Annotated in this window: 15 protein-coding genes; 7 read left to right on the forward strand and 8 right to left on the reverse strand. The window is 75.2% G+C overall.

All coding sequences use genetic code 11. From position 1 onward, the window contains the following. Positions 1-5: 5 nt before the first annotated feature. Complete coding sequence (locus ACLFMI_RS25495) at positions 6-1076, reverse strand: aminotransferase class V-fold PLP-dependent enzyme (RefSeq protein ID WP_410950497.1); 1071 nt, start codon at positions 1074-1076, stop codon at positions 6-8. Positions 1077-1114: 38 nt separating this feature from the next. Here ACLFMI_RS25495 and ACLFMI_RS25500 point away from each other — a divergent pair, with 38 nt between their 5' ends. Next, positions 1115-1525, forward strand: coding sequence for a secondary thiamine-phosphate synthase enzyme YjbQ (locus tag ACLFMI_RS25500; RefSeq protein ID WP_410950498.1), 411 nt, complete (start codon positions 1115-1117; stop codon positions 1523-1525). 158 nt (positions 1526-1683) lie between these two features. Beyond that, positions 1684-2448, forward strand: coding sequence for a hypothetical protein (locus ACLFMI_RS25505; protein WP_410950499.1), 765 nt, complete (start codon positions 1684-1686; stop codon positions 2446-2448). A 67-nt stretch (positions 2449-2515) separates the two neighbouring features. On the opposite strand, the gene ACLFMI_RS25510 is transcribed toward ACLFMI_RS25505, so the two are convergent. Next, a complete protein-coding gene (locus ACLFMI_RS25510; protein ID WP_410950500.1) occupies positions 2516-4258 on the reverse strand; it encodes a proline--tRNA ligase in 1743 nt (580 codons plus the stop codon). 86 nt (positions 4259-4344) lie between these two features. On the opposite strand from ACLFMI_RS25510, the gene ACLFMI_RS25515 reads away from it, so the two are divergent. Next, on the forward strand, positions 4345-4767 hold the full coding sequence (locus tag ACLFMI_RS25515; protein ID WP_410950501.1) for a PPOX class F420-dependent oxidoreductase: 423 nt from the start codon (positions 4345-4347) through the stop codon (positions 4765-4767). Positions 4768-4773: 6 nt separating this feature from the next. Here the strand turns inward: ACLFMI_RS25515 and ACLFMI_RS25520 are convergent, their stop codons facing one another. The 3 genes from ACLFMI_RS25520 to ACLFMI_RS25530 all read right to left on the reverse strand — a co-directional run bounded on the left by ACLFMI_RS25520 (position 4774) and on the right by ACLFMI_RS25530 (position 8557). Next, on the reverse strand, positions 4774-5832 hold the full coding sequence (locus ACLFMI_RS25520; RefSeq protein ID WP_410950502.1) for an acyltransferase family protein: 1059 nt from the start codon (positions 5830-5832) through the stop codon (positions 4774-4776). A 223-nt stretch (positions 5833-6055) separates the two neighbouring features. Next, the gene (gene metX / locus ACLFMI_RS25525) at positions 6056-7201 is read right to left on the reverse strand and encodes a homoserine O-acetyltransferase MetX (protein WP_410950503.1); all 1146 of its coding nucleotides are present in this window, start codon (positions 7199-7201) and stop codon (positions 6056-6058) included. A gap of 45 nt (positions 7202-7246) precedes the next feature. Further along, complete coding sequence (locus ACLFMI_RS25530; protein WP_410950504.1) at positions 7247-8557, reverse strand: bifunctional o-acetylhomoserine/o-acetylserine sulfhydrylase; 1311 nt, start codon at positions 8555-8557, stop codon at positions 7247-7249. A 285-nt stretch (positions 8558-8842) separates the two neighbouring features. Here ACLFMI_RS25530 and yaaA point away from each other — a divergent pair, with 285 nt between their 5' ends. The 3 genes from yaaA to ACLFMI_RS25545 all read left to right on the forward strand — a co-directional run bounded on the left by yaaA (position 8843) and on the right by ACLFMI_RS25545 (position 12818). After that, the gene (yaaA, locus tag ACLFMI_RS25535; RefSeq protein ID WP_410950505.1) at positions 8843-9592 is read left to right on the forward strand and encodes a peroxide stress protein YaaA; all 750 of its coding nucleotides are present in this window, start codon (positions 8843-8845) and stop codon (positions 9590-9592) included. 242 nt (positions 9593-9834) lie between these two features. Continuing rightward, a complete protein-coding gene (locus tag ACLFMI_RS25540) occupies positions 9835-10767 on the forward strand; it encodes a serine protein kinase RIO (RefSeq protein ID WP_410950506.1) in 933 nt (310 codons plus the stop codon). A gap of 254 nt (positions 10768-11021) precedes the next feature. After that, the gene (locus ACLFMI_RS25545; RefSeq protein WP_410950507.1) at positions 11022-12818 is read left to right on the forward strand and encodes a DEAD/DEAH box helicase; all 1797 of its coding nucleotides are present in this window, start codon (positions 11022-11024) and stop codon (positions 12816-12818) included. 61 nt (positions 12819-12879) lie between these two features. Here ACLFMI_RS25545 and ACLFMI_RS25550 read toward each other — a convergent pair whose 3' ends face one another. After that, positions 12880-13326, reverse strand: coding sequence for a LapA family protein (locus ACLFMI_RS25550; protein ID WP_410950508.1), 447 nt, complete (start codon positions 13324-13326; stop codon positions 12880-12882). 61 nt (positions 13327-13387) lie between these two features. Further along, complete coding sequence (locus ACLFMI_RS25555; RefSeq protein ID WP_410950509.1) at positions 13388-13846, reverse strand: GNAT family N-acetyltransferase; 459 nt, start codon at positions 13844-13846, stop codon at positions 13388-13390. A gap of 53 nt (positions 13847-13899) precedes the next feature. On the opposite strand from ACLFMI_RS25555, the gene ACLFMI_RS25560 reads away from it, so the two are divergent. Further along, complete coding sequence (locus ACLFMI_RS25560) at positions 13900-15291, forward strand: mycothione reductase (RefSeq protein ID WP_410950510.1); 1392 nt, start codon at positions 13900-13902, stop codon at positions 15289-15291. 9 nt (positions 15292-15300) lie between these two features. On the opposite strand, the gene ACLFMI_RS25565 is transcribed toward ACLFMI_RS25560, so the two are convergent. After that, complete coding sequence (locus tag ACLFMI_RS25565) at positions 15301-16116, reverse strand: lysophospholipid acyltransferase family protein (protein WP_410950511.1); 816 nt, start codon at positions 16114-16116, stop codon at positions 15301-15303. Positions 16117-16184: the final 68 nt, after the last annotated feature.

The following is a 16184-nucleotide window of genomic DNA, read 5'->3' on the forward strand; positions in this document are numbered from 1 at the left end:
TCGCGTCAGGTGCCGAGCGCGCGGGCCGCCAGATCGACGTCGTCGGGCGTGTTCGCCAGGTGGAACGACAGCCGCGCCGCCCCGCCCCGGACGGCCGCGGTGATCCCGGCGGCGGCCAGCCGCCCGGCGGCGTCCGGGGCGGGTACCGACACGATCGCCGATCCGGCCGGCGGCATCCCGAGCCGCTCCCGCAGCGCGTCGGCCAGGCCGGTGCAGTGGTCCCGCAGCGCGCCCGGGTCCAGCCCGGCCAGCCACGGCACGGTGACCGCGGACCCGGCATGCGCGAACCACACCGGCGACTCCTCGCCGCCCGGCGGTCCCGGCCGGGCCGGCGGGTCGGGGGTGTAGAGCCCGCCGCCCCAGCGGTCCCTGGTGCCGTACCAGCCGGCGCCGTGCCAGACGACGTCCGGCCAGGCCCCTGCCGGCCCGGGCCCGTCCACCCAGGACGGTCGCAGCGCCAGCCAGGCGGTGCCGCGCGGGCCGAGCAGCCACTTGTACCCGGCCCCGACGACGGCATCGGCCCTGTCCAGCCGTAGCGGCAGCCAGCCGGCGGCCTGGGTGACGTCGAGCAGCAACCGGGTGCCGTGCCGCTCCCGGGCGGTGAGCAGCGCCTCGACGTCGGCGATCCGGCCGTCCGCGGACTGCACCACCGACACCGCGACGAGGTCGTGCCCGCCGGCGTGCGCGGGGAGCTCGTCCAGCCCGACCTCGGTGACCCGCACGCCCCGGCCCTGCACCGCGAACGGCCGGGTGACGCTGGAGAACTCGCCTGCCGCGACCAGCACCCGGGTGCCGTCCGGCACCGCCGCGGCGAGCGGGGCGATCAGCCCGGACGCCGTCGAGCCCTGCGCGACGTCGGTCACCGGCACCCCGACCAGCGCGGCGAACCCGGCCCGGGCGGTCTCCACCGCGTCGTCGAAGTCCTTCGGTGACAGCCGCGCCTCCGACCACGCCCGGACCGCGCCGGCCACCGTCGCGGCGGCGTCGAGCGGCGGGACGCCGATCGAGGCGGTGTTCAGGTACCCGGGTCGACGTGGGAACTCGCGGCCGAACGCGTGCACGGTGTCGGTCTCCACGCTGCCCGACGCTAGCCGTCGTCCTAGGGTCGGTGGCCGTGCACAGCGAGCTGATCGAGATCCGGACCGGCGCCGAGGAGTCCGTGGTGGACCTGACGGACCGGATCGGCCGCTTCCTCTCCGACGCCGGGGGCGGCGACGGGCTGCTGAACGTCTTCGTCCCGCACGCGACGGCCGGCATCGCCGTGATCGAGACCGGCGCGGGCAGCGACACCGACCTGCTCGCGCAGCTGCGCGAACTGCTGCCCGCCGACGGCCGGTGGCGGCACCGGCACGGCAGCGCGGGACACGGGCGCGACCACGTGCTGCCGGCGATCGTGCCGCCGTCGACGACGGTCCCGGTGCTGGACGGGCGGCCCGCGCTCGGCACCTGGCAGTCGATCTGCCTGGTCGACACCAACGTGGACAACCCGACCCGGTCGGTGCGGCTGTCACTGCTGCCCGGCTGAGCTCGCGGCTCCCCCGGCTGCGTCCACGCCGCTGCCCGTCCCGGGTCCGCTCGACGCGCATGCGCCCGCCCGGGGCCGCGGCTACCGCCGGGCGACGGCCGCCGCACGCCCGCCGTGCGGCTGGCCGGGGCCCCCGGCGCCCGCCGTAGGCTGCGCCGGTGACCTCCCCCGGCCGGACGTCGACGACCGACCGTCCGGGCGCCGCTCCGCAGGACCGCCCGGCCGATCCCCGTGCGCGCCGATGGTGGCGTCCCGGGCTGGCGGCCGCCGTCGTCGTGCTGCTGGTCGCCGGGACCGTGGCCGCGCTCGGGTTCCGCCCCGGCCCGGCGACGCCCGCCGCGGGCCCGCCGCAGCAGGCCGCGGGGCCTGCCGCGTCCGAGGCCTTCGCCGTCACACCGCCGGCCGGCTGGTCCGCCGGCGACGCGGGCGCGCCGCCGCTGGACGTGTTCGGGGTGCCGTTCGTGCGGCTGGCCGAGGTGGCGCCGTTCAGCGCGGGGAACTGCCCGGTTCCCGCCGCACCCCGCGGGACGGCCGCCGCCGCGCTGGTCGCGGTCCCCGCGGGGACGACGGTGGAGCAGGCCGCGCAGGCGTTCGCGCGCGGCGCCGGGGAGTCCGCCTACGCCGGGGCCACGCCCCAGGTCGCGGTCGGCCCGCCGGCGCCCCGGCCGGGCCCGGAGAGGGCCGAGCCGGGCACCTGGGTGGAGGCCACCGTCCGCACCGACGGCACCGCCGGCGGGCAGCCGGGCTGCCGGGCCACCGACGGGGCGGTCGGCGTCCTCGCGGTGCCGCGCACCCAGGGCCGGGACGGCTCGACCGGGGTCGCGATCCTCGTCGTCACCGCCGACGCCGGTGGCGGTCCCGGCGACACCGTCCCCCGCGAGGACCTCACCGACCTCGCGGCCTCCGCCGTCCGCCCCGGCTGACCGGGTGTGATCGGCGGGATCGTGACCGAGCCGCCGGATACCGGTGCTCCGGTCACGATCCCGGCGATCACTGCCGGACGACCGCCGCGATGTGCTCGGCGGCGCCCGCGCGCGGGATCTCGGTCCGCTCGCCGGAGGCGCGGTCCTTCAGCTCGACCGTACCGTCGGCCAGCCCGCGCCCGACGACGACGATCGTCGGGACGCCGACCAGCTCGGCGTCGGCGAACTTCACGCCGGGGCTGGCCTTGCGGTCGTCCAGGACCACCGACAGGCCCTGGGCCTCCAGCTCGGCGGCCAGCGCCTCGCCGCCGTCGAGCAACTCGGCGGACTTGCCGGCGACGACCACGTGCACGTCGAACGGTGCCACCGAGCGCGGCCAGACCAGCCCGGACTCGTCGTGGCTCTGCTCGGCGATCGCGGCGACCAGCCGGGAGACGCCGATGCCGTAGGAACCCATGGTGATCCGGACCGGCTTGGAGTCCGGGCCCAGCGCGTCGAGGGCGAAGGCGTCGGCGTACTTGCGGCCGAGCTGGAAGATGTGCCCGATCTCGATGCCGCGGGCCGCGGTCAGCACACCGCTGCCGTCCGGCGAGGGGTCGCCGGCGCGGACCTCGGCGGCCTCGATCGTGCCGTCCGGGGTGAAGTCCCGCCCGCACACCAGGTCGACGACGTGGTGGTCGGCCTTGTCCGCGCCGGTCGCCCACGCGGTGCCGGTGACGATCCGCGGGTCCACCAGGTACCGGATGCCGTTGGCGGCCAGTGCCCCCGGTCCGATGTAGCCCTTGGTCAGGAACGGGTTGCGGGCGAAGTCGGCGTCGGTCAGCAGCTCCACCTGCGCCGGTTCCAGCGACGCCTCGAGCCGCTTCATGTCGACCTCGCGGTCCCCCGGCACCCCGACCCCGAGCAGCTCCCACTCGTCGGCGCCGGGCTGGGAGATCTTGACCAGGACGTTCTTCAGCGTGTCCGCCGCGGTGAAGGTGCGCTCGGTGTGGGCGTTCAGGAACGCCACCAGCGTGTCGATCGTCGGGGTGTCCGGGGTGTGGTGCACCTGCGCCGCGGGCAGGCCGTCGACCGGGATCTGCGGCGGCGCGGGCGTCGTCACGGCCTCGACGTTCGCCGCGTACCCGCCGGGCCCGCGGACGAAGGTGTCCTCACCGGTGCTCGACTCGGCCAGGAACTCCTCGGACGCCGAGCCGCCCATCGCGCCGGACGTCGCGGCCACGATCACGTAGTCGAGCCCGAGCCGGTCGAAGATCTTGATGTAGGCGTCACGGTGCTTGACGTAGGACTCGGACAGGCCCTCGTCGGACAGGTCGAACGAGTACGAGTCCTTCATCAGGAACTCGCGGCCGCGCAGGATCCCCGCCCGGGGACGCTCCTCGTCCCGGTACTTGGTCTGGATCTGGTAGAGGATCACCGGGTAGTCCTTGTAGGACGAGTACTCGCCCTTCACCGCGAGGGTGAACAGCTCCTCGTGGGTGGGGCCGAGCAGGTAGTCGGCACCCTTGCGGTCCTTGATCCGGAACAGCGCGGGGCCGTACTCGGTCCACCGGTTCGTCGCCTGGTACGGCTCGCGCGGCAGCAGCGCCGGGAACTGGATCTCCTGGCCGCCCATCGCGTCCATCTCCTCGCGCACCACGTTCTCGACGCGGCGGAGCACCTTGAGACCGAGCGGCAGCCAGGAGTAGCCCCCCGGGGCGACGCGACGGACGTAGCCGGCGCGGACCAGCAGCTTGTGGCTGGGCACCTCCGCGTCGGCCGGGTCCTCGCGCAGGGTCCGCAGGAACAGCGACGACATCCGGGTCAACACCCGGGGAACGGTACCGAGGCCCCCGGTGCGCCCTCACCCCGGTTCCGCTGGGAACAGTGACCTGGGTCATCCACGTTGGGCAGGTCATGGGAGACGAACAGCACGCACTGCTGGAGAGCGTCCGCCAGGGCGTCCTCGCCACGATCAAGCGCAGCGGGATGCCGCAGCTGTCGCCGGTGACGCCGTACTACGACCGGGACGCCGGGACGATCCGGGTCTCGATGACCGAGGGCCGTGCCAAGACCGCGAACCTGCGCCGCGACCCCCGGGCGGCGCTGTCGGTCGAGAGCTCCGACGGTCGCGCCTGGGCCACCGCGGAGGGTCCGGTCGAGCTGACCGGGCCGAGCGAGGACCCGCACGGCCCGGAGGTGCAGGCGCTCGTCGACTGGTACCGGGCCGCGGCGGGCGAGCACCCGGACTGGGAGGAGTACCGCGAGGTCATGGTGCGCGACCGCCGGGTCCTGATGACCATGCGGGTGCAGCGGGTCTACGGCGAGCGGATCGGCTGAACCCGCTCAGCCCGTCGCGGGCCGCGCCGCCCAGCGCCCGGGCAGGTCGTAGAGCCACCCGCAGCGGGCCCGGAGCAGCGCCCGGTGCAGGAGCAGCGCGGCCACCACGGCGAGGGCGGTGACCAGCGCGACCATCACGTACTGCGCCGGCGCCGGCAGCTGCAGCCCGGCCAGCAGCGTGGTCACGACGCCGATCACGAGCACGTTCGTCAGGTAGATCGGCAGCGTGCGGCGGCCCAGGGCGATCACGACCCGCCCGATCCGCCACCGCACCAGCTCGGCGGCGACGAGCACCCCGCCGGTCACGGCGAGCAGGTTCAGCACGAACGCGACGCCCGGCACCTCGTGCAACCCGAGCAGCACCGCCCCCGCGGCCGCACCGGCCGCGACGACGCCGGCGACGGCCACCCGGGGCAGCGACGCCGTGGCCGCCAGCCGCTCCACCAGCCGGCGGCCGTGCCAGCCGAGCACGAAGAAGAACGCGTAGCGGGCCATGAACTCCCAGCCGAACGACGCGATCTCGATCGTCCCCGCTCCGACCAGGGCGCTGAGCAGCGCGGTCACCGCGAGCAGCGCGGGAGCCGGCACCGGCCTCAGCAGCCGGGCCGCGACCGAGAACACCGCGAGCGCGTACAGGAACCACATCGACGGCGCCGGGACCAGCGGGCTGAGCAGCAGCGCCGTCGTGTCCTGGGTCGCGATCGACGGCGCGATGCCCGCGGGCAGCAGCGCGAACAGCCCGAACTGGGCCGTGGTCCAGAGCAGGTAGAGCCAGCCGAACAGGGCGACCCGCCGGTGCAGCAACGTCCGCCAGGGCCGCGCCAGGGCGGTGGCCAGGAACAGCCCGGACGCCAGGAAGAACAGCGGCATCCGCAGCGACGCGAGCGCGGTGTTGAGCATGCTCAGCGGTCCGGGCACGAGCCCCTGCGGCTCCAGGAACATCACCGCGTGGTGCAGCACCACGAGCACGATGCACAGCCCCTTCGCGGCGTCCACCCATGCGGTGCGGCCGGCCGCCCCGCGGGCGTCTCCGGCCGCGCGCGGCCGCGGGAAGGTCTCCGGCACGACGGCGCGGGGATCCGCGGCGCGGAGGGGCTGAGCTCGATGGCGCGCCATGCGGAACACTCCGACGTCGGGGCCATGGTCGCCGCGGAGCGTACGCCGTCGGCCCTGAGTACCCGCTGAACAGCGGCCCCGCTGCTGAGAACCCGCTGAAGACCGGGCCGCCGGGCGACCGGGTCGGCCTCGTTCAGGGCCCGCGGCAACCCCAGCCACGGCTTTTCCCGCCTCAGGAGGCAGGTTCGTCGAGCAGGTCCGCGAGCAGCCGGGCGACCGTCGGCGTCTCGATCAGGAACCCGTCGTGCCCGTACGGCGAGTCGATCACCTTCAGCTCCGCCGCGCCGGGGATGCCGTCCACCAGCTCCTGCTGCTCGGGCAGCGGGTAGAGCCGGTCGGAGGTGACGCCCGCGACGTAGGTCCGGGCACGGGCCCGGGACAGCGCCGCGGCAGCGCCGCCACGGTCCCGGCCGACGTCGTGATGGTTCATCGCCTGGGTCAGCCGCACGTAGGATGCCGCGTCGAACCGGCGCACCAGCTTGGCCGCGTGATAATCGAGGTAGGACTCGACGGCGTACCGGCCGCCGTCGAGCGGGTCCTCGCCGTCCTGCGGGTCGCGGCCGAACCGGGTGGCCACCTCGTAACCGGAGCGGTAGCTCAGGTGCGCGATCCGCCGCGCGACGCCGAGGCCGCGCCACGGCCCCTCACCGGGGCCGAGGTCGTGGTAGTCGCCGCCGTGCCAGCCGGGGTCGGCGCGGATCGCCTCGATCTGCGGGGCGGCCCAGCCGATCTGGTCCGCCGTCGACGCGGTCGGCCCGGCCAGCAGGAATGCCCGCTGCACCCGCTCCGGCTCGGTGACCGCCCACTCCAGCGACCGCATCGCGCCCATCGACCCGCCGACCACGCAGGCGAACGACTCGATCCCGAGCGCGTCCGCGAGGTACCGCTCGGCGGCGACCGAGTCCCGCACGGTGACCAGCGGGAACCGGCTCCCCCACGGCCGCCCGTCCGGCGCCGTGGACGCCGGGCCGGTCGAGCCCTGGCAACCGCCGATCGCGTTCGGCGCGACGACGAACCAGCGTTGCGGATCCAGCGGCATCCCGGGGCCGATCAGGCCGGGCCACCACCCCGACGTGGGGTGCCCGGGGCCGGCCGGGCCCTCCACGTGCGGATCGCCGGTGAGCGCGTGCAGCACCAGCACCGCGTTCGAGCCGTCCGGAGCAAGCGTGCCCCACGTCTCGTAGGACAGCCGGACTTCGGGCAGCTCGCCACCCGCCTCCAGCTTCAGCGGGGCGGGAAGGTCCAGGAACCGGCGGCGGCCGGGGTCGTCCCCCTCCCGCCAGGCACCGCTGGCGGGAGGAAGCAGGGAGTCGTTCACACCCAAGAGTGGACCAGATCCGGTTCTCGGTCCGGCACGCAGCTCTCACCCACCCTTGGCCGCGCGGAACCCGGCGTCGAGGTCGGCCTTGATGTCCTCGATGCCCTCCAGCCCGACCGAGAGCCGGACCAGGCCCGGGGTGACGCCGGTGGCCAGCTGCTCCTCGCCGGAGAGCTGGCTGTGCGTGGTGGACGCCGGGTGGATCACCAGGCTGCGCACGTCGCCGATGTTGGCCAGGTGGCTGTGCAGCTCCAGGGCGTCGACGAACGTCCGGCCGGCCTCGATGCCGCCGCGCAGCTCGAACGACACGATCGCGCCGCCGCCCCTGGGCAGGTACCGCTGCTGCAGCGCGTGCCACGGGCTGGACGGCAGCCCGGCGTAGTGCACCTTCTCCACCTCGTCGCGCTGCTCCAGCCACTCGGCCAGCGCCTGCGCGTTGCCGGTGTGCCGCTCGAGCCGCAGCGAGAGCGTCTCGATGCCCTGGATGAGCAGGAACGCGCTCTGCGGCGAGAGGGCCGGGCCGAGGTCGCGCAGCAGCTGCACCCGCAGCTTGATCAGGTATGCCTGCGGGCCGAGCACCTCCCAGTAGTTCAGGCCGTGGTAGCTCGGGTCCGGCGTGGTCAGGCCGGGGTAGCGCTCGGCGTGGGCACCCCAGTCGAAGGTCCCGGCGTCGACCACGACGCCGCCGATGGTGGTGCCGTGCCCGCCGAGGAACTTCGTCGCCGAGTGCACGACGATGTCCGCTCCGTGCTCGATCGGGCGCAGCAGGTACGGCGTCGGGATCGTGTTGTCGACCATCAGCGGCAGGCCCGCGGAGTGTGCCACCTCCGCGACCGCGGCCACGTCGAGCACGTCACCGCGCGGGTTGCCGAGCGTCTCGCCGTAGAGGGCCTTGGTGTTCGGCTTGATCGCCGCGCGCCAGGAGGCCGGGTCGTCCGGGTCGTCGACGAACGAGACCTCGATGCCCATCTTCGGGAACGTGTAATGGAACAGGTTGTAGGTGCCGCCGTAGAGCGAGGCGGACGACACGATGTGCGAGCCGGCCTCGGCGATGTTGAGCAGCGCCAGGGTCTGGGCGGCCTGCCCGGAGGCGAACGCGACCGCGCCCAGACCGCCCTCGAGGGCGGCGACGCGCTGCTCGAGCACGTCCGTGGTCGGGTTCATGATCCGGGTGTAGATGTTGCCGAGCTCGGACAGGCCGAACAGGTTCGCGGCGTGCTCGGTGTCCCGGAAGGTGTACGACGTCGTCTGGTAGATCGGCGTGGCGCGGGCGCCGGTGGCCGGATCCGGCGCGGCGCCGGCGTGTACCTGCTTGGTCTCGAACGACCAGTTGGCGGTGACCTCGGGATCGGTCATGACGGGATGGCTCCTCGGGGTAGGACCGGCGGCGCCGCTGCGGCGCCCGGCCGGGTCGTTTCGGTGCTGCGGGGCCGCCGGGCGGGGTGATCGAGCGTCAGCCGCGGGGACGACAGGCGGCGCTCGTGATCCGCATCAGGTCGACGTGCAGGCGCGCCACGAGGCAGGTCGCGAGGCAGGTCACGGACACAGAACCTAGTCATCCCGGGCACACCCCACAACGCCCCGACCGGGGTGCGCAGGCCCCCGGGGCGGGCGGCACCGGCGGAACTAGGCTGGACCGCCGTGCTCGTGCTGCTGCCACCCTCGGAGACCAAGCGCGACGGCGGGGACGGCCCGCCGCTCGACCTCACCGCGCTCTCGTACGACGCCGAGCTGGGCGCCGTCCGCAAGGAACTGGTCGACGAGCTGGTCGCACTGGCCGCCGACCGGCCCGCGGCCCGTGCCGCGCTGGGCGTCTCGCAGCGGCAGGACGCCGAGATCGACCGGAACGCCGCGCTGCGCGAAACAGCGACGATGCCGGCCCTGGACCGCTACACCGGCGTCCTCTACGACGCGCTGGCACCGGCCACCTTCACCCGGGCCACCCGCGACCGGGCGCGCTCCCGGCTCGCGGTGTGCTCGGCACTGTTCGGGCTGCTCGGCGCGGACGACCCGGTGCCCGCCTACCGGCTCTCGGCCGGCTCGAAGCTGCCCGGCTCGGGGACGCTGGCGGCGCGCTGGCGGCCCGCGCTGGACTCGCTGCTGGCCCGGATCGCCGGCGACGAGCTCGTCGTCGACCTGCGCTCCGGTGGCTACGCCGCGCTCGGCGCGGTCCCCGGGGCGGTCACCGTCAACGTGCTCGCCGAACGCGCGGACGGCACCCGCTCGGTGGTCAGCCACCACAACAAGGCGCACAAGGGCGGGCTCGCCCGGCTGCTGGCGACCTCGCGTGCCGAGCCCACCGACGCCGCCGCCGTGTCCCGGATCGCGCGCCGCGCCGGGCACGCGGTGGAGCGCACCGGTGACCACCTGGACCTGATGATCCCGGCGTAGACGGCCGGCCGGTGCGGAAACCCGGTTGCCGGTCCGACCGGGCCGGGGCAGGGTACGCGGACACCGGAGGGGCCGGGGCGCGAGCCGCTCGCGCGAGCAGGGACGAGGGGGCGTGCGCCGTGGCCGTCGACCGCATCGGGGCGCGGACCGCGCGCCCGTTCCACCCGTCCCCGCCCCGCGGCTGACCCGACGCACGGACGTCACCGGCCGCGCGGCGCCCTGCTGCCCTCCGGAGCCGACGAGTGCATTCCTCCCGATCCACCGAACCCGTCCGCCGTCGCAGGCCACGCTTCGACGACGACGAACCCGACCTCCCGTTCCGCCCCATCCCCGGCGCGCCCGACCTGGACGGGCGGGCCGGGCACGATCCGGACGCCCCGCCCGAGGGCGACCGCTGGTCCACCTGGTCCAGCCTGCCCGCCGGGGCCCGCGGGCCCCGGCCGTGGCCGTCCTGGCTGGTCACCGACACCGGCGCAGTCGACCGGGACCGCGGGGTGCTCAAGACCGGCAAGGAGGCCGACGTGCACCTCGTCGAGCGTGGCCTGCCGGGGGGCCGGCCGGGCGTACTGCTCGCGGCCAAGCGCTACCGGGACGGCGCGCACCGGATGTTCCATCGTGACGCCGGGTATCTCGAGGGACGGCGGGTCCGCCGATCCCGGGAGACCCGGGCGATGGCCCGGCGCACGGCCGTCGGGCGGGAGCTGATCGCCGGTCAGTGGGCCGCCGCCGAGTTCGATGCGCTGTCGCGGCTGCACACCGCCGGGGCGCCGGTCCCCTACCCGGTGTCCTGCGACGGCACCGAGGTGCTGCTGGAGTTCCTCGGCACCCCGGAGGGCGTCGCGGCGCCCCGGCTGGCCGCGCTGCGCCCCTCCGGGGACGAGCTGACCGGGCTGTGGGACGCCCTGGCCGGCGCGCTCGGGAACCTCGCCGACCTCGGGTACGCGCACGGTGACCTGTCCGCCTACAACGTCCTGGTGCACGGCGGGCAGCCGGTGCTGATCGACCTGCCGCAGGTCGTCGACGTCGTCGGGAACCCGCAGGGTCCGTCCTTCCTGGAGCGTGACGTGCGCCGCATCGGCGAGTGGTTCACCGCCCGGGGACTGGCCGCCGGGCGACCCGCGGAACTGCTCGCCGACCTGCGGGAACGGGCCCGGCTGGGGGCCGGGGAGGGCTGACCGCCGAGGTGGGGCCGGTCCCTGTACCCCTGCCTGTGCCGGCCCCATCCCGGACCGGCCCCGCGGGCCCGTCCGGTGTAGCCGGCGATCGACGGCGTAGCGTGGATCGACGAGCGCCCGGCCGAGAAGCCGCCGGGCCGAGCATTCCCATCACGGGCGCGGGCCGCGACGACGCCGAGCCGCGCCCGGGCCCGTCGGCCGAGCAGCCCTCACAGCGGTCTCCGCATGACGTGCCACGTCTTGCGAGGAGCCCTGTGACCAGGCCCCAGTTCCGCCCGCCGTCCTCCGACGCGGGCTCCACGGCCGCGCGCCCCGCGCGCCGCCGCGCGACCCGGCCGACCGGCGCGGCCGCGTCGACCGACAGCCGTGCCCGGCGCCCCGACCATGCCCGGCCGGGCCGTTCCGAACGGGACGGCGCCGACCAGCCGCGCACCGACCGTGCCGCCGACCGCTCCCGCTCCGACCGGCCCAGCACCACCGGCGGGGACGCCGGCGGGAACCGGGCCTCCCGGCGCGCCGAGGCCGCCGAACGGGCGGGGGGCCGGACCGGCGGCCGCCGGTCCGGCCCGGACGGCGGCGGTCACGCACGGACCACCGCGCAGAACGGCGGCGGGCGGCGCAACGGCTCGGCGGGCAGCAGCTCGGCGGGCAACGGCTCGGCCCGCAACGGCGGACGGAAGCGTTCCCGCGGCGGCAACGGGCCCGGCCCGGCCACCCGGGCGCCACGCTCCGGGCCGACCGTGCCCACCGACGTCGAGCCGTGGACCGCACCGGAGTCCGGGATGCCGTCGTTCGCCGCGCTCGGGCTCCCGGCCCGGCTGGTGACCGCGCTGGAGGGGCAGGGCTTCACGACCCCGTTCCCGGTGCAGGCCGCGACCCTGCCGGAGACCCTGGCCGGCCGGGACCTGCTCGGCCGCGGGCAGACCGGCTCCGGCAAGACCCTGGCCTTCGGTCTGGCGCTGCTCGCCCGGCTGGCCGGCGAGCGCTCCCGCCCGACCGCCCCGCGCGGCCTGGTGCTGGTGCCGACCCGCGAGCTCGCCACCCAGGTCGTCGAGGTGCTCACGCCGCTGGCGGCCGCGATGGACCTGCGGGTCACCGACGTCGTCGGCGGGATGTCGATGAACCGGCAGATCGCCGAGCTACGCCGCGGCGTCGACCTGCTCGTCGCCACCCCCGGCCGGCTCACCGACCACCTGCAGCAGGGCACCGCCGACCTGTCCGAGGTCTCGATCACCGCGCTGGACGAGGCGGACCGGATGGCCGACATGGGCTTCCTGCCGCAGGTCAAGACGATCCTGGACCGCACCCCGGCCGACGGTCAGCGGCTGCTGTTCTCCGCGACCCTCGACGGTGACGTCGACGCCCTGGTCCGCCGGCACCTCACCGACCCGGTGACCCGGTCGGTGGCCCCGGCGACGGCGAGCATCGACACCATGGAGCACCACGTGCTCGTCGTCCGGAAGGACGACCGGCCCCGGGTGATCGCCGAGATCGCCGCCCGGGAGGGCCGGACGATCCTGTTCGTGCGCACCAAGCACGGCGCCGACCGGATGGTGCGGGTGCTGCGCCGGGAGGGCGTCGCGGCCGGGCCGCTGCACGGTGGCCGGTCGCAGAACCAGCGCAACCGGGCCCTCGACGAGTTCCGCACCGGCGAGGTACCGGTGCTGGTGGCGACCGACGTGGCCGCCCGCGGCATCCACATCGACGACGTCGGGCTGGTCGTGCACATCGATCCGCCGGCCGACCCGAAGGCCTACCTGCACCGGGCCGGGCGCACCGCGCGGGCCGGCGAGGAGGGCGTCGTCGTCACCCTGGCCGCGCCCGAGCAGCGGGCCGAGGTCGACACCCTGACCCGGCAGGCGGGAGTCCGGCCGGCCGTCGCCGAGGTCACCCCCGGCGACGCCGAGCTGGTCCGGGTGACCGGGGCACGGGCGCCGTCCGGGGAGCCGGTGATCGTCACGAAGCCGGCCCAGCCGGTCCGGAAGAAGCAGCCGTCCCGGGGCGGGCAGGGCGCCCGCGCGGGGCAGCCGCCGCGGCGGCGCCGCCGCTGAACCGCCCCGCCGCGTTCCGGGGCACCGCCGGCCCGACCGGCGGCGGCCTGGGGCGCGGCGGTCAGCCCTTCCGGGCCTGCCTGCGCAGCTGCAGCATCCGCGCCGTCCCCGGGATCGCGACCAGCAGGATCCCGGCGATCGCGGCGAACAGCAGCGCCACCCCGGTGGGCAGGCTCCCGGTCAGCCACAGGAAGTTGATCGCGACCGGCTCGGTGTTCTGCAGGATGAACACCAGCAGGAAGATCAGTACGACCGCGGAGAGGATGAGCCCGGCCCACAGCCCGCCGACCCGGGTGCCGGGGACCGGGCGTCGCACCGTCGGCGATTCGTCCCCGGGCGGGCCCTCCCGCGGCCCGTCATCGGTCGGTACGGCGACCGTGGGCTGCTCGGAGTCCCGCCCGGTCTCCGGCAGCCGCATCGCCGGGCGGGTCGCCGGATCCGCCGTCGGGTCCTCCGGTCCCACCCGGCCCCAGGCCTGCCCGCTTCCCCGGCCTCGCTCCTCGCTCACGTGCGCAAGTATGGCGCAGGCGCTCGTGAGTGGTTGTCGCGGTCCTGACCGCGACAACCACTCACGGGCGCGCCAGCGCCATCGGGACGTGCGGGATCCCGTCCTCGAGGAAGGACGGCCCGGTGGCGGTGAAGCCGTACCGGGCGTAGAAGCCGACCTGCTGCTCCTGGGCGTCGAGCACGCAGCCCCCGGTGCCGACCTCGGCCAGCACGGCCTCCATCAACCGGTGCCCGAGACCGCGGCCGCGGGTGTCGGCGCGGGTGCAGACCCGGCCGATCCGGTGCCCGCCGCCGGGCTCCACGAGCAGCCGCAGCGTGCCGAGGACCTGCGCGTCCCCGTCGGACAGCCAGTAGTGCCGGGTGCGCGGCTCCAGGTCACGGCCGTCGAGCTCCTGGTAGGCGCACTCCTGCTCCACCACGAAGACCGCGCTGCGCAGCGCCAGCAACGCGTAGAGCGTCCCGGTGTCGAGGTCGGCGGCCCAGCTGCGGCGCACCGTCGCGCCGGGAGTGTGCACGGTCACCGGGAGTGGGTACCAGGCCACGTACCACCCCGGGAAGCGGATAGCCTCGAAGCGTGGCTCACCACGATCTCGTCGTCATCGGCACCGGCTCCGGCAACACCTTCCTCGACGAACGGTTCGCCGGCCTGGACATCGCACTCGTCGAGCACGGTGTGTTCGGCGGGACCTGCCTGAACGTCGGCTGCATCCCGACCAAGATGTACGTCTACGCCTCGGACGTCGCCGAGCTGATCCGGCACGCCTCGAGCTACGGCGTCGACGCCTCGGTGGACAAGGTCCGCTGGACCGACATCCGGGACCGGATCTTCGACCGGATCGACCCGATCTCCGACGGCGGCCGGAGCTACCGGGTCGAGCGCAGCCCGAACGTCACCGTCTACTTCGGCCACGCCCGGTTCACCGGCGAGCGCGAGCTCGCGGTGGACCGCACCGACGGCTCCGGTACCGACCCGATCACCGCCGACCGGGTGGTCGTCGCCGCCGGGTCACGGCCGAGCGTGCCGCCGACGGTGGCCGGTTCCGACGTGCCGTTCGAGACCTCGGACACCGTGATGCGGGTGGACGCCGTGCCGCGCCGGCTGACGATCCTGGGCGGCGGCTACATCGCCGCCGAGTTCGCGCACGTGTTCTCCGCGCTCGGCGCCGAGGTCACCGTGATCACCCGCGGCCCGCGGCTGCTGCGCCACCTCGACGACACACTGTCCGAGCGGTTCACCGAGATCGCCGCCGGACGCTGGGACTGCCGGCTGGGCCGCCAGGTCGCCGCCGTGCACGGGGACGGCAGGGGCGGCCCCGGCGAGGTGACCGTCACCCTCGACGACGGCGCCGAGATCATCGCCGACACCCTGCTGGTCGCCACCGGCCGGATCCCGAACGGCGACCGGATGGACCTGGACCGGGCCGGGATCACCATGCACGCCGACGGCCGGATCGCTGTCGACGAGTTCCAGCGCAGCGTGTCCGCCGACGGGGTCTGGGCACTCGGCGACGTCAGCTCCCCGCACCAGCTCAAGCACGTCGCCAACCACGAGGCGAAGATCGTCGGGCACAACCTGGCGACCCCGGACGACCTGCGCGGGACCGACCACACGCACGTCCCGGCCGCGGTGTTCACCGACCCGCAGATCGCCTCGGTCGGGATGACCGAGGCGCAGGCCCGCGACGCCGGCCTGGACGTGACGGTGAAGGTGCAGAACTTCGGGGACGTCGCCTTCGGCTGGGCGATGGAGGACGGCACCGGCATCTGCAAGATCCTCGCGGAGCGGGGCACCGGACGGATCCTCGGCGCGCACCTGCTCGGCCCGCAGGCGTCCACCCTGATCCAGACGCTGATCCAGGCGATGGCGTTCGGCCTGGACGCCCGGACGATGGCCACCGGGCAGTACTGGATCCACCCGGCGCTGCCCGAGGTGATCGAGAACGCCCTGCTCGGCCTGGATATCTAGCCGAGACGATCAGCTCGCCTCGCGCTCGACGCCCGCGGAGCCCGGCACCTCAGGGCGGTCGGGGCCGGTCCCGTGGGCGTCCGGGTCGAACGGCTCGGCCGGGCGGGTCTCGCCGCGCACGTCCTCCAGCAGCCCGGTGACCGCATCCATGATCTTCTTCGTGGCCGCGTCCATCGTGCTGCGGGTCAGCGGCTTCCCGACGAACTCGGACAGGTCGACCGGCGGCCCGAGGACCACGCTCACCCGCCGCCGCGGGAACAGCTGCGGACGCCCGTCGGCCGGCAGCACGTCCTGGCTGCCCCAGTTGGCCATCGGGATCACCGGCGCCCCGCTCTTGAGCGCGATCCGGGCGACACCGTTCTTCGGCCGCATCGGCCAGCCCGCCGGGTCCACCGTGTAGGTGCCCTCCGGGTAGACGGCGACGATCTCACCGGCGGCCAACGCGTCGATCGCGCCGGCGAACGACTCCGCCGCCCGCTTCGATGCCCGGTACACCGGAACGTGCCCGCCCCCGCCGAGCACCCACTTGACGACCGGGACCTGCCACAGCTCGGACTTGGCCATGAACCGCGGGATCCGGCCGTGCGCGGTGCCGAACGCGATGTCGAAGATCGGGTCGGAGAACGAGACGTGGTTCCCGACCAGCAGCGCTCCGCCGGTGCGCGGCAGGTGCTCGCCGCCACGCCAGCCCAGCCGGGTCCGCCACATCACGATCGGCCAGATCACCGCGATCGCCAGCCCGAACCAGAATCCCGAGCCGCGACGCCGCCGCGTCACCGTCGCCGCGATCCGCTGCCGCACCGTCAGTTCCGGTGGCATACCCATGTCGCCGGTTCCCCTCGTCCGCCTGTCTGCCCCGCGCCCGATCGCCCCGGGATGGCCCGGTGGGTCCC

Origin of the sequence: Pseudonocardia nantongensis, assembly GCF_046546495.1 — a bacterium.
GTDB lineage: Bacteria > Actinomycetota > Actinomycetes > Mycobacteriales > Pseudonocardiaceae > Pseudonocardia > Pseudonocardia nantongensis.

Excerpts from the sequence above, each read along its gene's own strand:
- ACLFMI_RS25515 (WP_410950501.1), top strand. The coding sequence starts at position 4,345 with ATGGGAGACGAACAGCACGCACTGCTGGAGAGCGTCCGCCAGGGCGTC.
- ACLFMI_RS25530 (WP_410950504.1), bottom strand. The coding sequence starts at position 8,557 with ATGACCGATCCCGAGGTCACCGCCAACTGGTCGTTCGAGACCAAGCAG.
- ACLFMI_RS25565 (WP_410950511.1), bottom strand. The coding sequence starts at position 16,116 with ATGGGTATGCCACCGGAACTGACGGTGCGGCAGCGGATCGCGGCGACG.